Origin of the sequence: Lacrimispora sphenoides JCM 1415, from assembly GCF_900105615.1 — a bacterium.
Taxonomy (GTDB): domain Bacteria; phylum Bacillota; class Clostridia; order Lachnospirales; family Lachnospiraceae; genus Lacrimispora; species Lacrimispora sphenoides.
On sequence record NZ_LT630003.1, the window covers coordinates 3872163 to 3892624 of the forward strand.

Genomic DNA, 20462 nt, shown 5'->3' on the forward strand with positions numbered 1-20462 from the left:
TTGTTCCCAGGCTTTATCTTTCCTGATCATTGGATACCAACCTTTTGGTAACGATATCGGTAACGTTTCCAATAACCTTATGGCTATAAGATAACACATTGCACAAAAAAATGCAATAGATTTAGCCAAAATTTCTTTTTTCGTTAAACCATTGCATTTTCATTTCTTTTTTTAGGCACTTTCCACAATTTACTTTACTCAATTTGCTTTCTTCCATCGTTTTTTATCCCTTATGCCCACTTTTTTCCATAGTCAGATTTTCGTAAATAAAACCTTTGAAATTTGACTTAAATGTTAAGGGAAAAGAAATACTAATTCCTAAATTTTTCCTGTAGAATATAAAATATGAAAAGGAGGAATTATTTATGAGAAAAATGAATAAGCCGCTGGCTGCCGCTCTTGTTGCCGCAGCCGTGCTGAGTATGACTGCATGTGCCCAGACAGGGACCGCTTCCGTACCGGGAGCCAACGTAACTACCATTAGCAACAAGGATACCAATACCATACAGGTAAGCAGCACAGAGGGAGTAAAAGTTGTTCCCGATATGGCACAGGTCAATTTTGCAGTGCTCTCTCAGGCCGCGGATCCCAAGACCTGCCAGGAGAAAAACAGCGGGGATACAAGCAATGTCATTGAATTTTTGAAAAAATCCGGCATTGATGAAAAATCCATTCAGACCTCCAGCTACGGACTTGAGCCGATGTATGACTGGAATAATTCCGGCCAGCAGATCACCGGATATCAGATGCGCACTAGCATCACCGTTTCTGACCTTCCCATTGACCAGGTGGGTACCATGCTTTCTTCCAGCGTAGAAGCAGGCATTAACTGCATTGACAGCGTAAACTATCTTTCCAGCAAATACGATGAAAACTATAGGGATGCCCTTAAAAAGGCTGTTGAAGCCGCTAAAGTCAAAGCAGAGGCAATTGCTGCCGCCAGCGGAGTCACCCTGGATGGAATCGCTCACATCGAAGAGATGAATTCCTACCCGAATATCCGCTACTCCACATCTGTGGCAAAAGAAGATGCCGCAGCCGGAGCCAAATCCGTGGTTGTGGAACCAGGACAGATCGGAGTGGAAGCCCAGGTAACTGTGACCTACCGGGTAAAATAAAAAAAATAGAGGCGTCCCAGTCTTTCGGAACCGTCTAAAAAAAGTGCACCGTATGTCAGATAAAAAATATCTGACATACGGTGCACTTCACGTTTTCCAAGGATTATTTTGAGGTTATCCTTTTTATCAGGAATGGCGGTTTTCTACCTGCACCTCCATCCGGCTATAGGGAATCTCAATCCCTGCCGCTTCAAATTCAAGCTTTACCTTTTCAAGGATTTCCCATCTGGCCGGCCAGTAATCATCTAAGGAGGTCCAGCCCCGCCCTCCGATGGTAACGGCATTTTCTGTTAAGTCGCTGACGAAAATATCTATGGGTTCCTCTTTTAGTATCCCATTCTGATTACGAAAAATGCAATCCAAAACTTCCTTGGCCTTCTTTAAATCCGAATGATATCCGATCCCCACCAGGACATCCAGCCGCCTCTTATCCATGGCTGTCACATTGGTAAGGGGAGAATTGGACAGGGTCCCGTTGGGAATGACCACCTGCTTATTATCTCCTGTGTTTAAAACCGTGTACACAAGTCCAATGGTACGGACTGTGCCTTCCCCATCCCTGGATACGATATAATCCCCTACACGGAACGGCTTCATAAGAAGGATCAGCACCCCGCCTGCAAAATTAGCCAGGCTTCCCTGGACTGCCAGACCTACAGCAATACTTGCAGACCCCAGCAAAGCCACGATGGAAGCCGAATTCACTCCTATCTGCCCTGCTACGATAAAAGCAAGCAGACAGTACATGGTGGCGTTTAAAACAGACAGCAGGAACTTTCTTAAGCTTACCTCCATATCCACTCTCTTAAAAGAGCGGTTCAGCATATGATTGAGGAACTTAATGATCCTGGAGCCAACGAAAAAAATCAACAGAGCAATGAGAAGCTTTATCCCGAATGCAATCAGCCCCGGAGCCCAGCTCTTTAAGGTTTCCAGTACGACATTGGGCCTTAACTGGTTTAAGTTTTCCTGTACCTCCTGTTGTAAATCCGCCAGGGACTCTCCCGGAAGTACACTGGAAACCATATAGAATATCATTTCATAACCTCCTGATCCTTTTTTATGTACGAATAAATTAAGTTATTTTCTTTTAGCCTTTGCTTTTTCAGTATATGCAGGCTTCTTGGTCTTCTTCCCTGACAAAGCAGGCTTCTTTTTTTCAGGGGTACAGGTAAAGACCATGATGCTTAATGGAGCAACGGTTATTTCCATAGAATCCGGCCTTTCATCCGCCTCCTTTTTCTTAGAGGTCTTTGCCCTTGGATTTACCCGGCCCTGTCCTCCGAAAGCCTTGTCATCACTGTTTAATATTTCCTTATATTTTCCCTCAAAGGGAACCCCTACCGGGTATTTCTCGTGGTGCATTGTATCAAAATTACATAGGAAGAGAAGAGTCTCCTCCTTTTTCTTTGTCTTTCTTAAAAAGCATACAATGCTGTCTTTCGAATCCGTGCATTCCACCCACTCAAAGCCGTCCGGATCATAATCCATCTGGTACAGGGCCGGCTGGCTCTTATAAAGATGGTTCAAAGCCTTTACGTAATCCTGCGTCTGCTTATGAAGGGGATATTTTAGGATCTCCCAGTCTAGACTTTTATTTTCATTCCATTCACTCACCTGTGCAAAATCCTGACCCATGAACAAAAGCTTTTTACCGGGATGTCCTATCATAAAACCGTAGGCAGCTTTTAAATTCGCCGCCTTTTCCTCCAGGGTTTCTCCCGGCATCTTGCCCAACATGGAACCTTTTCCATGAACCACCTCATCGTGGGAAAAAACAAGGATAAAATCTTCGCTGTATGCATAAAGCATGCTGGAGGTCATCTCTCCATAATGGTGTTTTCTGAAGTAAGGATCATATTGCATATATCCGGTGAAATCATTCATCCAGCCCATGTTCCATTTATAGTCAAAGCCCAGGCCTTCGCTCTTTACATCAGCCGTGATCCGGGGCCATGCCGTGGATTCCTCCGCAATCATTACCGCCCCATCTTTTCGGCCCTTGAATATGGAATTTAGATGTTTCAGAAACTCGACAGCTTCCAGGTTTTCATGACCGCCGTAAATATTGGGAATCCATTCCCCCGGGTTTTTTCCATAATCTAAGTACAGCATGGAAGCCACCGCATCCATACGGATTCCATCCGCATGGTACTTGTCCGCCCAGAAAAGAGCATTGGCGATAAGAAAGTTGCTGACGCCTGGCCTGCCGTAATTATAAATCAAAGTTCCCCAATGGGGATGTGCCCCTTGTCTTGGGTCCTTATGCTCATAAACACAGGTTCCGTCAAAGCTGGCAAGCCCAAAGCTGTCTCTGGGGAAATGAGCCGGAACCCAGTCTAAAATCACACCGATCCCCTGCTTATGCATGTAATCCATGAAATACATAAAATCATCCGGCGTTCCGTAACGGCTGGTGGGCGCATAATACCCGGTCACCTGATATCCCCAGGAGGCATCCAGGGGATGTTCCATGATGGGAAGAAGTTCCACATGGGTGTAACCCATATCCTTTACATATTCCGCCAGCTTTTCTGCTATTTCACGATAATGATAGAATTCGGAGCCAACAATGGCAGCTCCGCCTTCATCAAGCTCCACTTCCTTCCGGAACCAGGAGCCTAAGTGCACCTCATAAATGGACATGGGACTTTGTTTGGAATCAGACCCTGCCCGCTTTTTCATCCATTCCTGATCACTCCAGGAATACTGGTTAATATCCCAGACCACGGAAGCATTGTCAGGGCGCAGCTCACAGTAATTGGCGTAGGGATCGCTTTTGAGCTGTGTTGTCCCGTTTTTATGCTTTATCTCATACTTATATAACGTTCCTGTCTTTAAGCCGGGTATAAACAATTCAAAAATGCCGGAATCACCCAGCCTCCTCATCTGATGACGCCTGCCATCCCACAGGTTAAAGTCTCCAACCACGCTGACACGCATGGCACAGGGAGCCCACACAGAAAAGTATACCCCTTCTGCTCCGCCTGCAGACATGGGGTGCGCCCCCATTTTTTCATAGATGCTGTAGTGAATTCCGGATTCAAACTTTTTGATGTCTTCCGACTTATAAAAGGCTGAAAAGGAATAGGGATCCAGACATTCTTCTGATGTCCCATTATCGTAAGTAACCAACAGGGTATAAGCTTCTGTGGTTTTGCGTGGTATGAGAGCCGCAAAAAAACCGGCTTCATCCGCTAGCTCCATAGGGTATTCCTTACCGCTTCCCCTAAACCGGACGATCACCGATTCAGCCGTAGGAATAAATGCCTGGATAAGCAGCCCCTGCTCTGTTACGTGCGGGCCCAGAATCTCGTGGGGATTCGCTGCTTCTGAATATACAATCTCTTCAATGCCGGCCCAATCCATCAAATCATACAAATTACCATCCATACATGACTCCTCCTGGTCCCTCGTTATGGAAATATTTTATCACCAGGTCTTGTAATTTTCAAGAGTCTGCCAGGAATTGGGGCTTATTTGAGCCTTGCGTAAGCCAGCATTAGATCAACCATTCTGCCATAGCTGTTAACGCCATCAGACTGGCTGTTGAGCTTTAAATAAGTATCATTCATCCGGTTGGAAACCTCGGCAGTCTTCCCCTCGTATTTCCCCCAGAATTCATTGTTGATTCTTAAATCATCCCATGCCTTTTCACTAAGCTGTCCGCAGATTTCTGCGTATGCTTCCCGGTCTGCTTTTGCCAGGGCATTGGTAGCGTAAACCCAGCCGGTTAAGTACCCGCTGTAGCGAAATGCATCAACCTCAGATCCAATGCAGGCCAGATAGCCGATGAAGTTGGCCTCATCCTCTCTCATGAACCCTCTTAGGTGGGACAGCTCATGGCAGACCGTATGGGGAATGTTGTAATCCGGCATGGACCGGTTATAAGTGGCCTCCACAGTAAAAGGGGAATACTGGCCGCAAAGCTGCTGGACGGAAAAGAAGTAAGACCATAGGAGGGGCTTGGGAGGCGGGTAATAGCCTGCCAGCTCAGGATAAGCCTCTCCCAGTCTTTTCATGGCTTTTACACTTTCCTTTTCCAGGCTTTTTAAGTCTATCTCTTTTACTATATCTCCGCACATACGGTTAACTTCATCTGTAAGCTCCCGGCAGAGACGCTCCAGTTCCTCAACGGAAGACTTTCTCATGTCCAGCCCTGAATAGCTGGAAAACGGCTTCCGGTAATAATTGATACCACAGTTAAAGGTAAACAGTAAAAACAGGCCGGTAACGAGAAACACGGCTCTTATGAGAATCTTCTTCCTCTCCTTTCGGTGGACGAAGACGTAGAAAACAGCGTACAAAATAAGCAGGTAGGTACAAATCTCCACAAGGGCAAAGGGAAATACCCCGGACAGCCTTCCAATGCTTCCTACCATAAACCGGTAAACACGCCTGGCATACCAGTCCCCAAATCCCGGAACCTTTCTTGCCAGTATCTGAAACAGCGTTGAAACTGCAAACATTAACGCAGAAGCTGCAATAAGCGTTCTATCCTGATTCCGGCATTTCCCTCCCATGAACCGGCTCCCCCTGGTGTAATTTTTTTATCTTAGAATCATGTTATCATGATTTTATGGACAATCCATAGAGTATTTGTGAATATTTTCTTACCATTTTGTAAAACCCCTTGCGTTATAAATCAATCTCATTTAAACTCTGTAATGGAACCATCATGAAGGAAAAGAAGAGAGATCATATGAAAAAGAACGATAACATGCCAAAAGAACGGGAACCGTTCAGCTGGAGGGAAGAAATCATCAGTTGGATCAAGATCATCATAACCGCCGCTGTCATTGCATTTTTGCTCAATAATTTCATCATCGCAAACAGCAGGGTACCCAGCGGATCCATGGAAAAGACCATTATGACAGGAGACCGGGTCATTGGCTCCAGGCTGTCCTATTATTTTGGCGATCCGAAGAGGGGAGATATCGCCATCTTCCATTTCCCTGATGACCCTACCGGAAAAACCTATTACGTAAAACGTGTCATCGGCCTTCCAGGCGACATCATTGATATCCGGGACGGAAAAGTTTATATCAATAATTCCGAGACGCCTCTTGAAGAGCCTTATCTTCCGGAGCCAATGGAACCGGAACCTGACGCCCATTATGAAGTGCCGGAAGATTGCTACTTCATGCTTGGAGACAACCGGAATTTCTCCGCAGATGCAAGAAGGTGGAAACATAAATTCGTGGAAAAGGACAAGATCATCGCAAAGGTCCTGTTCCGGTATTTCCCTTCCATAAAAAATATTGAATAAGTAAAAACGCAGGCTGGAGCTGCTACCTCGCCTGCGTTTTTATATTTTTTACCACTGGTAATATTTGACTAGAGCCTGTGTTCCTTCATCTTCATGACCAGAAGCAGCCATGGATTCATACATGGAAAGCACGTGGTCAAGCACTCCAAGCCGGATACCTGCACCCTCCGCCTCTTCGGCCGCAAGTTTCATGTCTTTAATAAAATGTTTGATAAAGAATCCTGGTGCAAAGTCTCCGGAAAGGATCCTGGGGGCCATTGCATTTAACTGGGCGCTTCCTGCCGCACCGGTAGCGATGGAATCCACCATGGTATCTACGTCAAGACCATTGGCTTTTGCATAAACCATTGCCTCACAGACGCCTGAGAGGGCTCCTGCAATGGCGATCTGGTTGCACATTTTGGTGTGCTGTCCGTTTCCGGCCTTTCCTTCATACCGGATGGCCTTTCCCATTGCCTCAAAAACAGGGAGGCAGCGGTCATAAGCGTCTCTGTCTCCTCCTGCCAGTATGGTAAGGGTTCCTTCCCTTGCGCCAGTATCTCCTCCTGTCACCGGGGCATCCAGGGCTTTTAGCCCTGCCTGTTTTGCTTCTTCATAAATCCGTACCGCAAGCTTGGGACTGGTGGTTGTCATGTCAATCAAGCAGGTTCCCTTGTCTGCGTTAGCGATAATCCCATTTTCCCCGAAATAGACCTCTTCCACATCCTGCGGATACCCAACGATGGTGATGACCCCATCTCTTCCTTTGGAGCAGGCCTTCACATCTTCGCACCATATGGCACCTTCAGAAAGGATATCTTCTGCCTTGCTTTTGGTTCTTGAATATACCGCCACCTCATATCCAGCCTTCATCAGATTGCGTACCATGGACTTTCCCATAATTCCAATTCCGATAAATCCAATCTTTTTCATAGGTTTCCCCCCTTCGCAATACAAATTTATTCGTTTCTTTTTTCGATATCCATTACCATATCCACACGGCGCTGGTGCCTTCCGCCCTCATACTTTGCATCCAGCCATTCTTCTGTGATCATCTTTGCCATCTCCTGGCCGATGACACGGGCTCCAAAGCAGAGCACATTGGAATCATTGTGCATTCTGGAAAGCTTTGCAGTATAAGGTTCGCTGCAGACGCAGGCCCGGATTCCCCTGACCTTGTTGCAGGCAAGGGAGATTCCCACTCCTGTTCCGCAGATGGCGATTCCCAGATCAGCCTCTCCGTCTGCAACCGCGCGTCCAACCTTTTCTCCATATTCCGGATAATCGCAGCTTTCTGTGGAATTGGTTCCAAAGTCGATCACTTCATATCCCTTGCTCTCTACAAATTCCTTGATGTAATTCTTCATTTCTATGGCCGTATGGTCATTTCCCATTGCAATCTTCATCATCATTCTCCTGTCATTCTGTCATTGCCGGCTGAACATACAGACATGTTCGTCCGGCTCATTGCCCGTGTAAAATATATCCGGCATTTAACATATCATAAATGCCGGATTTTATCAAGTTTCTAAGCTTCCTTCTCCTTCAGTCTGCCGGCCATAAAAGGTAAGGATCCTGTCCATTCTGGATGCCATGTTGGCAAGCAGTAAGTCTGCCGTGGTAAGTGCTGCCATGGCTTCCACTACTACCACTGCGCGAGGAACAACGATAGGGTCATGGCGCCCCTTGATTTGGATCTCTGTTTCCTCACCCAGTCGCGTCACGGTTTTCTGGGACTGTGCTACAGACGGTGTAGGCTTAAATGCAGCACGGAAAACCACCTGGGAACCATCGCTGATCCCTCCAAGAATTCCCCCTGCATGGTTGGTGATCTTCTCCACTCCCTTATTAAGTCCCTTACAAAATCCATCGTTATTCTGGGATCCCAGGGCACGTGCAGCCCCAAAGCCGTCTCCGATCTCAAAGCCCTTGACCGCTCCGATGGACATGACCGCCTTTGCAAGAGCCGCATCATACTTATCAAATACCGGATCGCCGATTCCGGCCGGAACACCGTCAATGACGCATTCCACCACGCCTCCCACAGAGTCCAGCTTTCCCATCATCTCTTCTAAGTATTCGCAGGCAAGAGCCGCTGTTTCCTTATCAGGCATGAAAAGTTGGTTATTATCCCGCTCCTTTATACTGAACTGCTCTGCCTTTACCTCATAAGGCCCGACGGATCTGGTGTAAGCGGTCACAGTAATTCCAAGACTCTTTAAAAAGCAGGCAGCAACAGCGCCGGCCGCCACCCTTCCAATGGTCTCCCTTCCGGAGGAACGGCCGCCTCCCCGGTAATCCCTGATCCCGTATTTTTCATCAAAGGAAAAATCTGCATGGCCCGGACGGTAAACCTCCATTAAGTTTCCGTAATCCCTGGAGCGCTGGTCTGTATTCCAGATCACCATGGAAATGGGAGTTCCCGTTGTCTTTCCCTCAAAAACTCCGGACAAAATCTCTACCTGATCGGCCTCCTGGCGCTTTGTGGTGAATTTGCTCTGCCCCGGTTTTCTCCGGTCCAAGTATTCCTGGATATCCGCCTCCTCCAGTTTTAGACCTGCCGGACAGCCGTCTAGCACAACGCCGATGGCCTTTCCATGAGATTCCCCCCAGGTTGTTACCTTCCATATTGTCCCCAGTGTTGATCCTGCCATGTATGTCTCTCCTTTCCTCTTCCCTGCCCATGTTTTCCGGGCATAGAGGTATGCCTGTAAGGTGTTTCCTCTCAATTGCCATTCCTCTTTCCTGCCCGTGCTTTCCGTGCAGGTCCCACCCGCTTTATGGGTGCAGAGGTATGCCTTCAAGGTGTTTTAATTGTCTACTTTTACGATCACGCAGCTGTTTGGTTCATTAACCTTAAGCTCCTTGCCGTTCATGACAAGAAGCCCTTTCTTATAATCAACCGTGAAAAATGTGATACTGCCAGTCTCATGGTTGATGGAAGCGATATGCTTATCATCCGGAAAAACGCAGATATCCTTGGGAAAGCTGCCGCTTATAGGAAGACAGCATAAGGCTTCTAATAGCCCTGTTTCCTTGTCCCGCTCATAAACCGTAACAGAATTGTCCCCCGCGTTGCCGCAGAATAAATGCCTTTCATCATTGGATAAGCGCATGGAGCATGCCGCAGTAAGCTGGCTCTGCTTTGGTCCGGCAGTGAAAACCGTCTGGATCTTCTCAATCTTTGGCTGCCGCTCTCCTGTTTCATAGGTGAACACATCGATCACATTCTTTAACTCTGAAATAAGATAGAAAAATCTTCCGTCAGAACTAAAACGAAAGCATTTGGGAGCGGATTCCAGATCGCAGTGCAGGACATCCACCAGTAGCATTTCTTCATCGTTCTCATTAAAACGGTAAATCTTAACCTGATCTATTCCCAGATCAGCCACCATGATAAATTTTCCGTCAGGAGTTCTTCTGGAACAGCTCACGTGGGGACGGAAATTTCTTTCTGCCACACTGCCAAGGCCCTTATGGTACACTCCGGTCACGATCTCACCTACGGAGCCATCCTCATTCAGCCGAAGCACCGTGGACTTACCATCATGGTATCCAGATACAAAGATATACCTGTCCTCTGCATCGGTAGACAGATGGCAGCCCCTCATTCCCTTAATATTCGCTGAATTAAGTCTTGTTATCGCCCCATTCTCATGAATGCGGAAGGATACGATTCCTTCATCCGCGATGGAGTACAGCGTCTTCCCATCATTAGAAGCAATTACATAGGAAGAATTATCAACTTCCACCTCGCATCTTGGAATAAAACGGCCCTCTTCCACATCAACATCGTATACAGTAATCCCCTTTGCCTGTCCGTTGTAGGAATAAGAACCTACATAAGCCATATACTTGCCCTTCATCACACATATCCTCCTGAAATCTTCCTTGGCATGATCCTCTGAATAAAGACAAATTTATGCGCTGCCTGAATCCAGAAAATCGGCCGTTCGACGCGCGGTTCGGCGAATCGAACTTTGTTGTACAAACTAAAACTATCATATCATAAATTTCCTTGTTTGTTAAGGAAAAAGTTCCTTAAAAACTATTGACATACAATGAAAAAACAGTATAATGTATTTTGCTGCCTGTTTATCATTACTAAACTTTTTAGTTATATTTATCGTCAGTTAGTATAGGTAAACTTTCAGCTTAACATAAACATAAAGGAGGAGCATATGGATATCGGTACAAAACTAAAAGAGCTTCGGGTCTTAAAGGGGCTTACGCAGGAAGAACTGGCTGACCGCGCAGAGCTGTCAAAGGGGTTCATATCCCAGCTGGAAAGGGATTTGACGTCCCCCTCCATTGCTACCCTTTTGGATATTTTACAATGCCTTGGAACCTCTGTCGGCGAGTTCTTCAATGAGAGCCCGGAAGAACAGATCGTATTCGGAAAATCTGATTACTTTGAGAAACACGATGCAGAGCTTAAGAATGAAATCAAATGGATCATTCCCAATGCACAGAAAAACATGATGGAGCCGATCCTTCTCACCCTGGAAGCCGGCGGAGAAACTTATCCTGATAATCCTCATGAGGGAGAGGAATTCGGCTATGTACTGCAGGGTAATATTTCCATCCATATAGGAAACAAAACATATAAAGCCAAAAAAGGGGAATCCTTTTACTTTGTATCAGACAAAAAACATTACTTAAGCAGCAAGGCCGGCGCTACTCTCATATGGGTAAGCTCCCCGCCAAGCTTTTAACAGGAGGATAAAGGGAGATGGGTCAGCCATTAATTGATTTAAGGAATATTACAAAAAGCTTTGACGGTACCATGGTACTGGATGATTTAAACCTCTCGGTAAAGGAGAACGCATTTGTTACCCTGCTAGGACCCAGCGGATGCGGCAAGACTACAACCCTTCGGATCATCGGCGGCTTTGAAAGCCCTGACAAAGGGCAGGTGATCTTTGACGGACAGGACATTACCAGCCTGCCTCCCAACAAGCGGCAGCTGAATACTGTATTCCAGAAATACGCTTTGTTTAACCACATGTCCATTTCAGAAAACATCGCCTTTGGCCTGAAAATTAAAAATAAACCGAAAGCCTATATACAGGATAAGATTAAATATGCCTTAAAGCTGGTCAACTTAGACGGCTTTGAAAACCGCACAGTAAGCTCCTTAAGCGGCGGTCAGCAGCAGCGGATCGCCATCGCCAGGGCAATCGTAAACGAACCAAGGGTCCTTCTCCTTGACGAGCCTTTGGGAGCTTTGGACTTAAAGCTTCGCCAGGATATGCAGTATGAGCTGATCCGTCTGAAAAATGAGCTGGGTATCACCTTTATCTACGTTACCCATGACCAGGAGGAAGCCCTGACCATGTCTGATACCATCGTTGTCATGAACCAGGGTTATATCCAGCAAATGGGCTCCCCGGAAAACATCTACAATGAGCCTGAAAATGCCTTTGTGGCCGACTTTATCGGAGAAAGCAACATCGTGCCCGGAATTATGGTCCGGGATGAACTGGTGGAGATTTTTAATGCCAAATTTGTCTGTGTGGATAAGGGCTTTGGATCCCATAAGCCTGTTGACGTGGTCATCCGTCCGGAGGATATCGACCTGGTAGCTCCTGAGGAAGGGACCCTCACAGGCATTGTCACCCATTTAATTTTCAAGGGCGTCCACTATGAGATGGAAGTGACCACTCCTGACGGCTTTGAATGGCTGGTACACAGCACGGATATGTTCCCGGTCGGACAGGAGGTGGGCATTCACGTAAACCCATTCGACATTCAGATCATGAACAAGCCGGCTTCTGAGGATGAGGAGGCCGTGGGAATCAATGAATAAAAAATTATTATCCGGCCCATACATCATGTGGATGATCGGCTTCATCCTGATTCCGCTGGCGCTGATTGTGTATTACGGGCTCACGGACCGTTCCGGGGCCTTTACCATGGCAAATGTCCTCTCCGTAACATCGGCAGAACATGCAAAGGCCCTTTGGCTTTCTCTGGGACTTTCCTTTATCAGCACAGTCCTCTGCCTGATCCTTGCTTATCCTCTGGCCATGGTTCTGCGTTCCAGAGGGATGGGCCAGGGAAGCTTTATCGTTTTTATCTTCATCCTTCCCATGTGGATGAATTTTCTTCTCCGGACCCTGGCATGGCAGACATTACTGGAAAAGAACGGTGTTATAAACGGCGTTCTGACCGCACTCCACCTGCCTAACCAGAACCTGATCAATACATCGGGAGCCATTATCCTCGGCATGGTTTACAACTTTCTGCCGTTTATGGTTCTTCCGATTTACAACGTACTGATGAAAATTGATGACAATGTGATAAACGCTGCCAGAGACTTGGGGGCCAACACGGTTCAGATTTTGTTCCGGATCCTTTTTCCCTTAAGCATCCCCGGCATTGTAAGCGGGATCACTATGGTATTCGTACCGGCTCTTACCACATTTGTTATCTCAAACCTTTTGGGAGGAAGCAAGATCCTTCTGATTGGTAATGTGATCGAGCAGGAGTTTACCAGGGGAAGCAACTGGAATCTAGGCTCCGGCCTTTCCCTGGTTTTGATGATTTTCATTCTGATCAGCATGGCGCTTATTGCCAAATATGATAAGAACGGGGAGGGAACGGCATTCTGATGAACAGAAAGACTTTTATCAAACGGATGATCCAGGATTTTTACCTGGTGATCATTCTGGTATTTTTATATGCCCCTATTGCCACCATGGCAGTGCTGTCCTTTAACAGCTCCAAATCCCGTACCCAGTGGGGCGGCTTTACCACCAGATGGTATACAGAGCTGTTCTCAAGCAGTACCATTATGACAGCCCTTTACAATACGCTGCTGATCGCATTCCTGTCTTCTCTGATCGCAGTCATTATCGGCACCGCTGCGGCAATCGCCATTAACGGCATGAAGCGGGTCCCCCGCTCCCTTCTCATGGGTGTTACCAACATCCCCATGCTGAACGCGGATATTGTTACAGGAATCTCCCTTATGCTGGCATTTATCGCCTTTGGGATTTCCCTGGGCTTTAAAACCATTTTAATTTCACATATTACCTTTAACATCCCGTATGTCATTTTAAGCGTCATGCCAAAGTTAAAGCAAACAGATAAAAGCACTTTTGAAGCTGCCTTGGATCTGGGAGCCACATCGGTCTCCGCATTTTTCAAAGTGGTGTTCCCGGATATCCTTCCGGGTGTGCTTTCCGGTTTTCTCCTTGCATTCACAATGTCCTTAGATGATTTTATCATCACACACTTTACAAGGGGAGCCGGCATCAATACTCTTTCTACCCTGATTTACAGCGAGGTACGCCGGGGAATCAAGCCCTCCATGTACGCGCTGTCAAGTATCATCTTTATCACGGTGCTGGTGCTGTTGCTCATCACCAACTTTGCACCAAAGCGTAAAAAATAATAGGAGAAAATTCACATGAAAAAAACTTTATCTAAGATCATGGCAGTCGGCTCCCTGTGTGCTCTTACCCTCTCCGTTTTAAGCGGCTGCGGAAAATCCGCCCCCAAGTCAGGAAGCGCCGGAGAGGTTTACGTATACAACTGGGGGGAGTACATTGACGAATCCGTTATCCAGGAATTTGAAAAAGAAACCGGTATTAAGGTCGTTTATGACATGTTTGAAACCAATGAAGAGATGTATCCTGTCATCGAGGCAGGAGGCGTAAAATATGACGCGGTATGCCCATCCGATTATATGATCCAGAAAATGATCGAAAACAATCTTCTGGCTGAAATCAATTTTGACAATGTTCCAAATGTAAAGGAGATTGACCCCAGATACCAGGAGATGTCAAAGAGCTTTGACCCGGAAAATAAATATTCCGTTCCGTACTGCTGGGGAACCGTAGGAATTCTTTACAACACCAGCATGGTGGATCCGAAAGACGTTCCAACCAAATGGTCTGACCTTTGGGATGTAAAGTTTAAAGACAACATCCTCATGCAGGACAGCGTCCGGGATGCCTTTATGGTGGCATTAAAATCCCTCGGTTACTCTTCAAACACCACCAATAAAGAAGAAATCAAGGAAGCAAAGGAACTGCTGATCAAGCAAAAGCCTCTGGTTCAGGCTTATGTCATCGACCAGGTCAGGGATAAGATGATCGGCGGCGAGGCTGCAGTAGGCGTCATCTATTCCGGAGAGATGCTTTACATCCAGAATGAAGTAAAGGACCTTGGCCTTGATTACTCCTTAGAATACGTGATCCCTGAGGAAGGAACCAACCTTTGGCTGGATTCCTGGGTCATCCCTGCCAATGCGCCTAACAAGGAAAATGCAGAGAAATGGATCGACTTCCTCTGCCGTCCTGAAATTGCTAAAAAGAACTTTGAATACATCACCTATCCTACTCCAAATAAAGGTGCCTTTGATTTACTTGATCCGGAATTGCAGAACAACAAAGCCGTTTTCCCGGACGTGGACTCTTTAAAGAACAGCGAAGTGTATAAGTATCTGGGGGATGAAGTGGATTCCCTTTACAATGAAGCCTGGAAAGAAGTAAAATCCAATTAAATGGTCTAGGCATTAAAGGGCACGAGACATCATTTTACCGCATGATTACAAATCAACAAAAAGGCAGATGCTTAAAGGGTGTCTCACAGAGACATGTACGATACCCTTTATTCATCTGCCTTTTGTGCTTCTTATAAAAGCCTGTCTGCTCGTCTGCCTCAGTTAGAAAGATTAACTCTAAGTTTTACTATTTCATCGTCTGTTAAACCTATTGACTTGATATAACTCTCTGCAGCTTTGGACAAATCTACCCCTTTTAGACTGCTTCCCTTTGGAATACCAGCCATCTGCCTCATGCTCTCCAAGATGTTATTGTTCCCAATCCGGTCATATTGACCGGGTGCGACAGGCACATTGAAGAAATTAACGAAACTATCCATATAGTCATCTTTAATCTCCCAATATTTCGCATCCATCAGGGCTTCAAGCAATGCGGCAACAAAACCGGTCCTGTCTTTTCCCTCTACGCAATGGATAAGGTAAGGACCTTTCTTTTCGCCCATTTCCCGCAAAACAACTGCAAGTTTCTGTTTGAAATCTTCCGATTGTGAATCAAGTCCCATACCCAGCGCGTACACATTACCGATATCATTCAGTCCCTTGTAATATGCAAGACTGCCGTTGGTATCGGCTCCCAAATGAGCCGTGACCTCCTCGGCTGTTTCTGAAAGATTAAATATAACCTTAACTCCCGCCGCCTCCGTAAGCCGCATAGCATATTGATTTCTTCCAATTTCCGGATTGATCGGGTTGGATGACCTGTATAGCCTACCTGGAGCTATTCTTCCATAAGTTACTTCACGGAAATTGGCAAATACCTCATCACTGCTATAGTCATCTCTGTTGTTCGTACGTTTCAGCTGACGAATTTCGTATTCATCTAAGTATCCTCCCTTTTTTGAAAGGGTGATCGTTACATTATCATTAGCAGCCGTCCCGTATGTATCTGCAAAGCTGCCGAGATTTATTGCCAATATGATATCCTCATTCGCTTTATCCTCCGCTGACGATGCAACGATTACGACTTTCTTACTGTCCACATCACTATAGGAAGAACATACCGGAACCTCTAAGAACTGTCCTCCAATTGTCACATCCACAATGTCCCCATACTGGAATAATTTCAGAAAATCGGGGTTTTTAATGCCAATATAAACATTGCCGTACTTTTCATGCACTTTTGAAACCTTAACGGACAACTGGTTTTGCGACTCTTGTATTGCACTTGCATTTTCAAAAGCCATGGTGTAAACAGGCTTAGCACCACTTAAGAATACAGCAATAAATAAGCCAATCGAAACACATCTTCTCCTTTTCATTAAAATGCCTCCATGTATTATATTTTGTAAACCTCATGCATCAAGAATACCACAGAACAAGCATGATGTTAAGTATAATATGCCTTCCATTCATGTAGAAAATCTTCATATATATTTGCGGATATGCTATAATAATTTAATCTATATAATAGCTGATTTTAGAAAAAGAAAGGGGAGGAAAATTGGAAAACATCGTTACAGACCGACTGATTATCAGGATGTTTCAGCCATGCGATTGGCAGGATATGTATGAGTACTTGTCTGACAAGGAAACCGTGGCCTTCGAACCATATGATATTTACTCAGAAGCCCAGGCAAAAAAAGAAGCAATCAGAAGATCAAATGATGAATCTTTCTATGCGGTCTGCCTGAAAAGAACCGAAAAATTAATAGGGAACCTGTATCTGGGCAAAGAGGACTTTAATACATGGGAATTGGGATATGTGTTTAACAGAAAGTACCAGGGCCAGGGCTATGCCACAGAGAGTGCCAAGGCTCTCCTTGACCATGCCTTTATCCAGTTAGGGGCAAGACGTATTATAGCCATGTGTAACCCAAAGAATGACCATTCCTGGAGGCTGCTTGAACGTTTACATATGAGACGGGAAGGACATCTTTTACAAAACATATATTTTAAAACCAACAGAAACGGGGAACCGGTATGGCTGGATACATTCGAATACGCTATATTGCGGACAGAATGGTGCCAGTGATATTCGTTTCAGAGCTGTCTTTGCCGGCTGAATGATAGAATTCAGCCGGCTTTTTGATTGACCAGACAATAACTGTAATATACATCTATATAGGAACGTTTGTTTAACACACAGAAAAAACGGGAAACCTATTTGGAAGACTTATGGACCAGTTAACGGCAGAATTATATAGGAATTTTAATGGTGATCATCTTATGAAAGACAGAAAAGGCAAAGGGTTAGTAATAAATAAATCTTTTAAGCGATGCAATCCTGATATCAGTACAGGACTAACTGCAGAACAAGTCCGCAACCGTATCGATGCAGGGGCAGTAAATATACAAAGAACGGGTCTTACTCCGACAATCTCCAGTATTATATCAAAGAACATTTTTACACTGTTTAACTTCATCAATGTTTTCCTTGCGGTGATTCTTGTAATTGTCGGACATCCGGAAAACATACTTTTTCTTGGAATCGCCATAAGCAATACGTGTATGGGGATTTTTCAAGAATTGAGGGCAAAACGCGGATTAGATAAACTATCTGTATTAGCCAAGGCACATGTAACCGTAATCCGGGATGGGGCTGAATATACAGTAGCACAGGATGAGATTGTACTCGATGATATTGTGATACTGGCTATCGGTAACCAGGTATGTGCAGATGCCGTGGTTGTTTCTTCGGAGCGGCTTGAAGTAGATGAATCCCTTCTTACCGGAGAGACGGATCGAATTCAAAAATCAAAGGGCGATACTCTTCTATCCGGCAGTTATGTGACAAGCGGACATGGCTATGCCCAAATAACTGCCATAGGGGAAGATAGTTATGCCCACTCTCTGACCGTAGAGGCCAAAAAAAGCAAAAAACAGGTCCCTCCACTTCTGCGTACATTAAACCGCATCATCTTGATTTTGACCATTGTGATACTGCCGCTTGGCACCACCTTATTCTATATGAAATACTTTCTGCTTGGAGATTCGCTGGAGACTGCCGTTCTTGGCTCATCAGCATCTGTATTGGGCATGATACCGGCAGGACTGATCTTACTAACCGGTGTCACTATGACTGTTGGTGCGCTTAAACTGGCAAAAAGAAAGGCGCTTGTCCAGGAATTATACAGTATAGAAACTTTAGCCCGTACGGATGTGCTGTGTTTGGATAAAACAGGAACCATAACAGACGGATCACTGCAGTTTGAGAGGCTGGAACCATATTCCGATGTTTCTGAAAAAGAGGCAGGATTAGCCATTTCTGAACTAATGGGGACTTTGGAAGACAAAAATGCAACAGCCGCAGCATTGACCAAAGCATTTGGGAAAACTGAAAATTGGGTTTCCGACATCATTTTACCTTTCTCCTCAGAGCGCAAGTGGAGCGGTGCTACTTTTAAAGAAAAGGGCAGTTATATCATTGGAGCACCAAATATCGTATTTAAGGGCAGTAATAAAGATTTTTTAGAACAGGCCAATGCAGAGGCCTCCTTGGGGTTCAGAGTACTGTGCCTTGCACACTCTCCTCTGTCTATCACGGAAGAGAAACTTCCAGAGGAACTAAGCTGCCATGCTCTTTTGATTCTTTCTGATCATCTGCGGGAGAATGCCAATGAGACCTTCCGGTATTTCTCACAGGAAGGCGTGATTTTAAAAGTAATTTCCGGAGATAATCCCCGTACTGTCCAAGCAGTTGCAGAGAAGGCTGGAATCTCAGGATCAGAAAAAAGCATTGATATGAGCCAAGTGGAGCGTGAAGCAGACTACGCAGCTATCGTAGAAGAATATACCATATTCGGCCATGTGACACCGCAGCAAAAGCGGGAGCTGATCCGTGGCCTTAAAAAAAATGACCATACCGCATGTATGACCGGAGACGGCGTAAACGATATTCTGGCAATGCGCGAAGCCGACTGCAGCGTTGCAATGGTCGGCGGCAGCGATGCTGCCCGCTCCGCCTCTGATTTCGTATTAATAACTGACGATTTCAGTGTCATGATTGACGTTTTAAAGGAAGGTCGAAGGGTGATCAACAACATAGAAAAAGTGGCAGCGATTTTTCTTTTAAAAACCGTCTACTCTGTGCTGCTTACCCTGATTTATATTTTTATTCCATATCCCTATCCGATCGCACCGCTGCAAATGATGCCGATTAATGAACTTACGATTGGAATACCGTCATTCTTCTTGGCGCTGCAGGCAAATTACTCCAGACCAGAAGGAAAGCTGCTTACTAATATTTTAGAGCACACAATTCCTGCTGCAATTACAGTTGTTTTTAATTCACTTTATATACAATTAGCGAGCATTCTCTTTCATATCCCCACAACGGAATCTTCAACCATGGTCGTCTTCCTAATAGGGATAATGGGCTTTTACCAGCTGGCAAAGTTGGCAAAACCATATACGCAGCGCATTCGATGGCTGTTGATTGGACTGGTTTGCAGCTTTGTCCTATGTTTCGCGCTTTTGGGCAATTTGTTTATGTTATCCAGTTTATTCAGCCGGAACGTATTTTTTTATATGCCCCTTGTGTATTTCAGCTATCATGTTCATAGCTTCCTGGGTAATATCTGCCGTAAGGCGGTTGAGGCATTTCATATCTTAAAAACTGCCGGCTGGCTGAAGCGGAGTGTCCGTGAATAAGATATCGGTTAAATCTTATTAATAGCCATTAATGGATCTCTCCGTGAATATAGATATAATATGAAATAAAAGAGGAGGGGTATGTATCAAAGAATATCTGGATTTAAATGGAGTACCAGACGAAGGCACATCACAATTAGGAGCCATAGTAAATGCAGCTGCTGCAAAACAGTCCCTCTCTTTACGAAAATTAAGTGCACTAAGCGGAATTTCTGCGTCGAGTATATCAAGAATAATAAGCGGAAAACAAGCTGCAAACATGCATCACCTGCAGCAATTTTCCAAGTATTTAGATGTACCTATGGAACAATTATTACGGGCTGTGGGCGTTGAAGTAGGCAGTAATATATCTCCTAATTCAGAATTTATCATTAAAATCATTCAGGATATCCTTCAATCATATGGCATTGAATTGGATGATGTTATTGTTGATATGCAAAAAGAATTAAAGAAATATGAGCAGTACGCAAAGACAGAAGCCGGAAAAGAATTGATACATTCTGGCTTTCATTCTAAGATTAAGGAGTTAAATGGAGAGGGTATTATTATTGAACAATTAAAAAGGCTTTATGAATTGTTTTGCTCCGCTGATATTGATCCCTGTATTCACCCAATTATTGGCAGTGCATTATTATACTTAATCCTTACTCCTGATGTGATCCCTGATTATGTTTTTCCGATTGGTTATTTAGATGACGCAATCGCGGTTTCCCTGACTGTAAGCCGCCTTTTAAATGAGTTCCATATAACCTTATAATAGTTCCGTTTGGCCGGTATTTTATACCGGCCTTTTTTATTGATACCTAACAAACTTTGACGAAGCTTATGTTCCGGATTTGCAACATCACGTGCTGTAATAGCAACAGCTGTTGCTATTTCATAAATTATTTTAGGCTGCCAGTAACAATGTTGCGGAATATAGAATATAGTGTTG

Annotated in this window: 18 protein-coding genes; 10 read left to right on the forward strand and 8 right to left on the reverse strand. The window is 45.0% G+C overall.

What is annotated here, in order from left to right; genetic code table 11:
* Positions 1 to 365: 365 nt before the first annotated feature.
* The gene (locus BMX69_RS17525; RefSeq protein ID WP_100043068.1) at positions 366 to 1118 is read left to right on the forward strand and encodes an SIMPL domain-containing protein; all 753 of its coding nucleotides are present in this window, start codon (positions 366 to 368) and stop codon (positions 1116 to 1118) included.
* Positions 1119 to 1244: 126 nt separating this feature from the next.
* Here BMX69_RS17525 and BMX69_RS17530 read toward each other — a convergent pair whose 3' ends face one another.
* The 3 genes from BMX69_RS17530 to BMX69_RS17540 all read right to left on the reverse strand — a co-directional run bounded on the left by BMX69_RS17530 (position 1245) and on the right by BMX69_RS17540 (position 5641).
* Complete coding sequence (locus tag BMX69_RS17530) at positions 1245 to 2156, reverse strand: mechanosensitive ion channel family protein (protein ID WP_100043069.1); 912 nt, start codon at positions 2154 to 2156, stop codon at positions 1245 to 1247.
* A 42-nt stretch (positions 2157 to 2198) separates the two neighbouring features.
* Positions 2199 to 4511: a 1,4-alpha-glucan branching protein GlgB gene (gene glgB / locus BMX69_RS17535; protein WP_100043070.1), complete on the reverse strand. Its 2313-nt coding sequence runs from the start codon at positions 4509 to 4511 to the stop codon at positions 2199 to 2201.
* An 83-nt stretch (positions 4512 to 4594) separates the two neighbouring features.
* Positions 4595 to 5641, reverse strand: a complete 1047-nt coding sequence (locus BMX69_RS17540) for a DUF3810 domain-containing protein (RefSeq protein WP_100043071.1) — start codon at positions 5639 to 5641, stop codon at positions 4595 to 4597.
* A gap of 179 nt (positions 5642 to 5820) precedes the next feature.
* Here BMX69_RS17540 and lepB point away from each other — a divergent pair, with 179 nt between their 5' ends.
* Positions 5821 to 6387: a signal peptidase I gene (gene lepB, locus BMX69_RS17545; RefSeq protein WP_025230150.1), complete on the forward strand. Its 567-nt coding sequence runs from the start codon at positions 5821 to 5823 to the stop codon at positions 6385 to 6387.
* A gap of 48 nt (positions 6388 to 6435) precedes the next feature.
* Here lepB and BMX69_RS17550 read toward each other — a convergent pair whose 3' ends face one another.
* The 4 genes from BMX69_RS17550 to BMX69_RS17565 form a co-directional block, all read right to left on the reverse strand.
* Positions 6436 to 7299, reverse strand: a complete 864-nt coding sequence (locus tag BMX69_RS17550; RefSeq protein WP_100043072.1) for an NAD(P)-dependent oxidoreductase — start codon at positions 7297 to 7299, stop codon at positions 6436 to 6438.
* Between the two features lie 26 nt (positions 7300 to 7325).
* On the reverse strand, positions 7326 to 7772 hold the full coding sequence (gene rpiB, locus BMX69_RS17555; RefSeq protein WP_025230152.1) for a ribose 5-phosphate isomerase B: 447 nt from the start codon (positions 7770 to 7772) through the stop codon (positions 7326 to 7328).
* Between the two features lie 114 nt (positions 7773 to 7886).
* Positions 7887 to 9020 carry a chorismate synthase gene (gene aroC / locus BMX69_RS17560; protein WP_100043887.1) on the reverse strand — a complete coding sequence of 378 codons (1134 nt, stop codon included), beginning with the start codon at positions 9018 to 9020 and terminating at the stop codon, positions 7887 to 7889.
* A 156-nt stretch (positions 9021 to 9176) separates the two neighbouring features.
* Positions 9177 to 10232 carry a lactonase family protein gene (locus BMX69_RS17565; RefSeq protein WP_054791393.1) on the reverse strand — a complete coding sequence of 352 codons (1056 nt, stop codon included), beginning with the start codon at positions 10230 to 10232 and terminating at the stop codon, positions 9177 to 9179.
* A 315-nt stretch (positions 10233 to 10547) separates the two neighbouring features.
* Here BMX69_RS17565 and BMX69_RS17570 point away from each other — a divergent pair, with 315 nt between their 5' ends.
* From BMX69_RS17570 to BMX69_RS17590, 5 genes are read left to right on the forward strand one after another with little or no spacing between them, the layout of a single operon-like run.
* Complete coding sequence (locus BMX69_RS17570) at positions 10548 to 11081, forward strand: helix-turn-helix domain-containing protein (protein WP_092242480.1); 534 nt, start codon at positions 10548 to 10550, stop codon at positions 11079 to 11081.
* 17 nt (positions 11082 to 11098) lie between these two features.
* Complete coding sequence (locus BMX69_RS17575; protein ID WP_054791392.1) at positions 11099 to 12175, forward strand: ABC transporter ATP-binding protein; 1077 nt, start codon at positions 11099 to 11101, stop codon at positions 12173 to 12175.
* A complete protein-coding gene (locus tag BMX69_RS17580; RefSeq protein ID WP_100043073.1) occupies positions 12168 to 12980 on the forward strand; it encodes an ABC transporter permease in 813 nt (270 codons plus the stop codon). The genes BMX69_RS17575 and BMX69_RS17580 overlap by 8 nt, the downstream gene beginning before the upstream one ends.
* Entirely contained in the window at positions 12980 to 13765 is a 786-nt protein-coding gene (locus BMX69_RS17585) for an ABC transporter permease (protein ID WP_100043074.1), read from the forward strand. The genes BMX69_RS17580 and BMX69_RS17585 overlap by 1 nt, the downstream gene beginning before the upstream one ends.
* 15 nt (positions 13766 to 13780) lie before the next feature.
* Complete coding sequence (locus tag BMX69_RS17590) at positions 13781 to 14878, forward strand: ABC transporter substrate-binding protein (RefSeq protein WP_100043075.1); 1098 nt, start codon at positions 13781 to 13783, stop codon at positions 14876 to 14878.
* Between the two features lie 158 nt (positions 14879 to 15036).
* On the opposite strand, the gene BMX69_RS17595 is transcribed toward BMX69_RS17590, so the two are convergent.
* Positions 15037 to 16197 (reverse strand): tyrosine-protein phosphatase, encoded by a 1161-nt coding sequence (locus tag BMX69_RS17595; protein ID WP_054791391.1) that lies wholly within the window; start codon positions 16195 to 16197, stop codon positions 15037 to 15039.
* Positions 16198 to 16379: 182 nt separating this feature from the next.
* Between BMX69_RS17595 and BMX69_RS17600 the strand changes: the two genes are divergently transcribed.
* From BMX69_RS17600 to BMX69_RS17610, 3 genes are all read left to right on the forward strand, one after another.
* Positions 16380 to 16910: a GNAT family N-acetyltransferase gene (locus BMX69_RS17600; RefSeq protein ID WP_174715228.1), complete on the forward strand. Its 531-nt coding sequence runs from the start codon at positions 16380 to 16382 to the stop codon at positions 16908 to 16910.
* 194 nt (positions 16911 to 17104) lie between these two features.
* Positions 17105 to 19528: an HAD-IC family P-type ATPase gene (locus BMX69_RS17605; RefSeq protein ID WP_157724433.1), complete on the forward strand. Its 2424-nt coding sequence runs from the start codon at positions 17105 to 17107 to the stop codon at positions 19526 to 19528.
* A 145-nt stretch (positions 19529 to 19673) separates the two neighbouring features.
* Entirely contained in the window at positions 19674 to 20285 is a 612-nt protein-coding gene (locus BMX69_RS17610) for a YkvA family protein (protein ID WP_278280740.1), read from the forward strand.
* Positions 20286 to 20462 lie beyond the last annotated feature (177 nt).

Bases quoted from the DNA above. Each gene is read 5' to 3' on its own strand.
- BMX69_RS17525 (WP_100043068.1), top strand. From the start codon at position 366: ATGAGAAAAATGAATAAGCCGCTGGCTGCCGCTCTTGTTGCCGCAGCC.
- BMX69_RS17530 (WP_100043069.1), bottom strand. From the start codon at position 2,156: ATGATATTCTATATGGTTTCCAGTGTACTTCCGGGAGAGTCCCTGGCG.
- glgB (WP_100043070.1), bottom strand. From the start codon at position 4,511: ATGGATGGTAATTTGTATGATTTGATGGATTGGGCCGGCATTGAAGAG.
- BMX69_RS17540 (WP_100043071.1), bottom strand. From the start codon at position 5,641: ATGGGAGGGAAATGCCGGAATCAGGATAGAACGCTTATTGCAGCTTCT.
- lepB (WP_025230150.1), top strand. From the start codon at position 5,821: ATGAAAAAGAACGATAACATGCCAAAAGAACGGGAACCGTTCAGCTGG.
- BMX69_RS17550 (WP_100043072.1), bottom strand. From the start codon at position 7,299: ATGAAAAAGATTGGATTTATCGGAATTGGAATTATGGGAAAGTCCATG.
- rpiB (WP_025230152.1), bottom strand. From the start codon at position 7,772: ATGAAGATTGCAATGGGAAATGACCATACGGCCATAGAAATGAAGAAT.
- aroC (WP_100043887.1), bottom strand. From the start codon at position 9,020: ATGGCAGGATCAACACTGGGGACAATATGGAAGGTAACAACCTGGGGG.
- BMX69_RS17565 (WP_054791393.1), bottom strand. From the start codon at position 10,232: ATGAAGGGCAAGTATATGGCTTATGTAGGTTCTTATTCCTACAACGGA.
- BMX69_RS17570 (WP_092242480.1), top strand. From the start codon at position 10,548: ATGGATATCGGTACAAAACTAAAAGAGCTTCGGGTCTTAAAGGGGCTT.
- BMX69_RS17575 (WP_054791392.1), top strand. From the start codon at position 11,099: ATGGGTCAGCCATTAATTGATTTAAGGAATATTACAAAAAGCTTTGAC.
- BMX69_RS17580 (WP_100043073.1), top strand. From the start codon at position 12,168: ATGAATAAAAAATTATTATCCGGCCCATACATCATGTGGATGATCGGC.
- BMX69_RS17585 (WP_100043074.1), top strand. From the start codon at position 12,980: ATGAACAGAAAGACTTTTATCAAACGGATGATCCAGGATTTTTACCTG.
- BMX69_RS17590 (WP_100043075.1), top strand. From the start codon at position 13,781: ATGAAAAAAACTTTATCTAAGATCATGGCAGTCGGCTCCCTGTGTGCT.
- BMX69_RS17595 (WP_054791391.1), bottom strand. From the start codon at position 16,197: ATGAAAAGGAGAAGATGTGTTTCGATTGGCTTATTTATTGCTGTATTC.
- BMX69_RS17605 (WP_157724433.1), top strand. From the start codon at position 17,105: ATGAAAGACAGAAAAGGCAAAGGGTTAGTAATAAATAAATCTTTTAAG.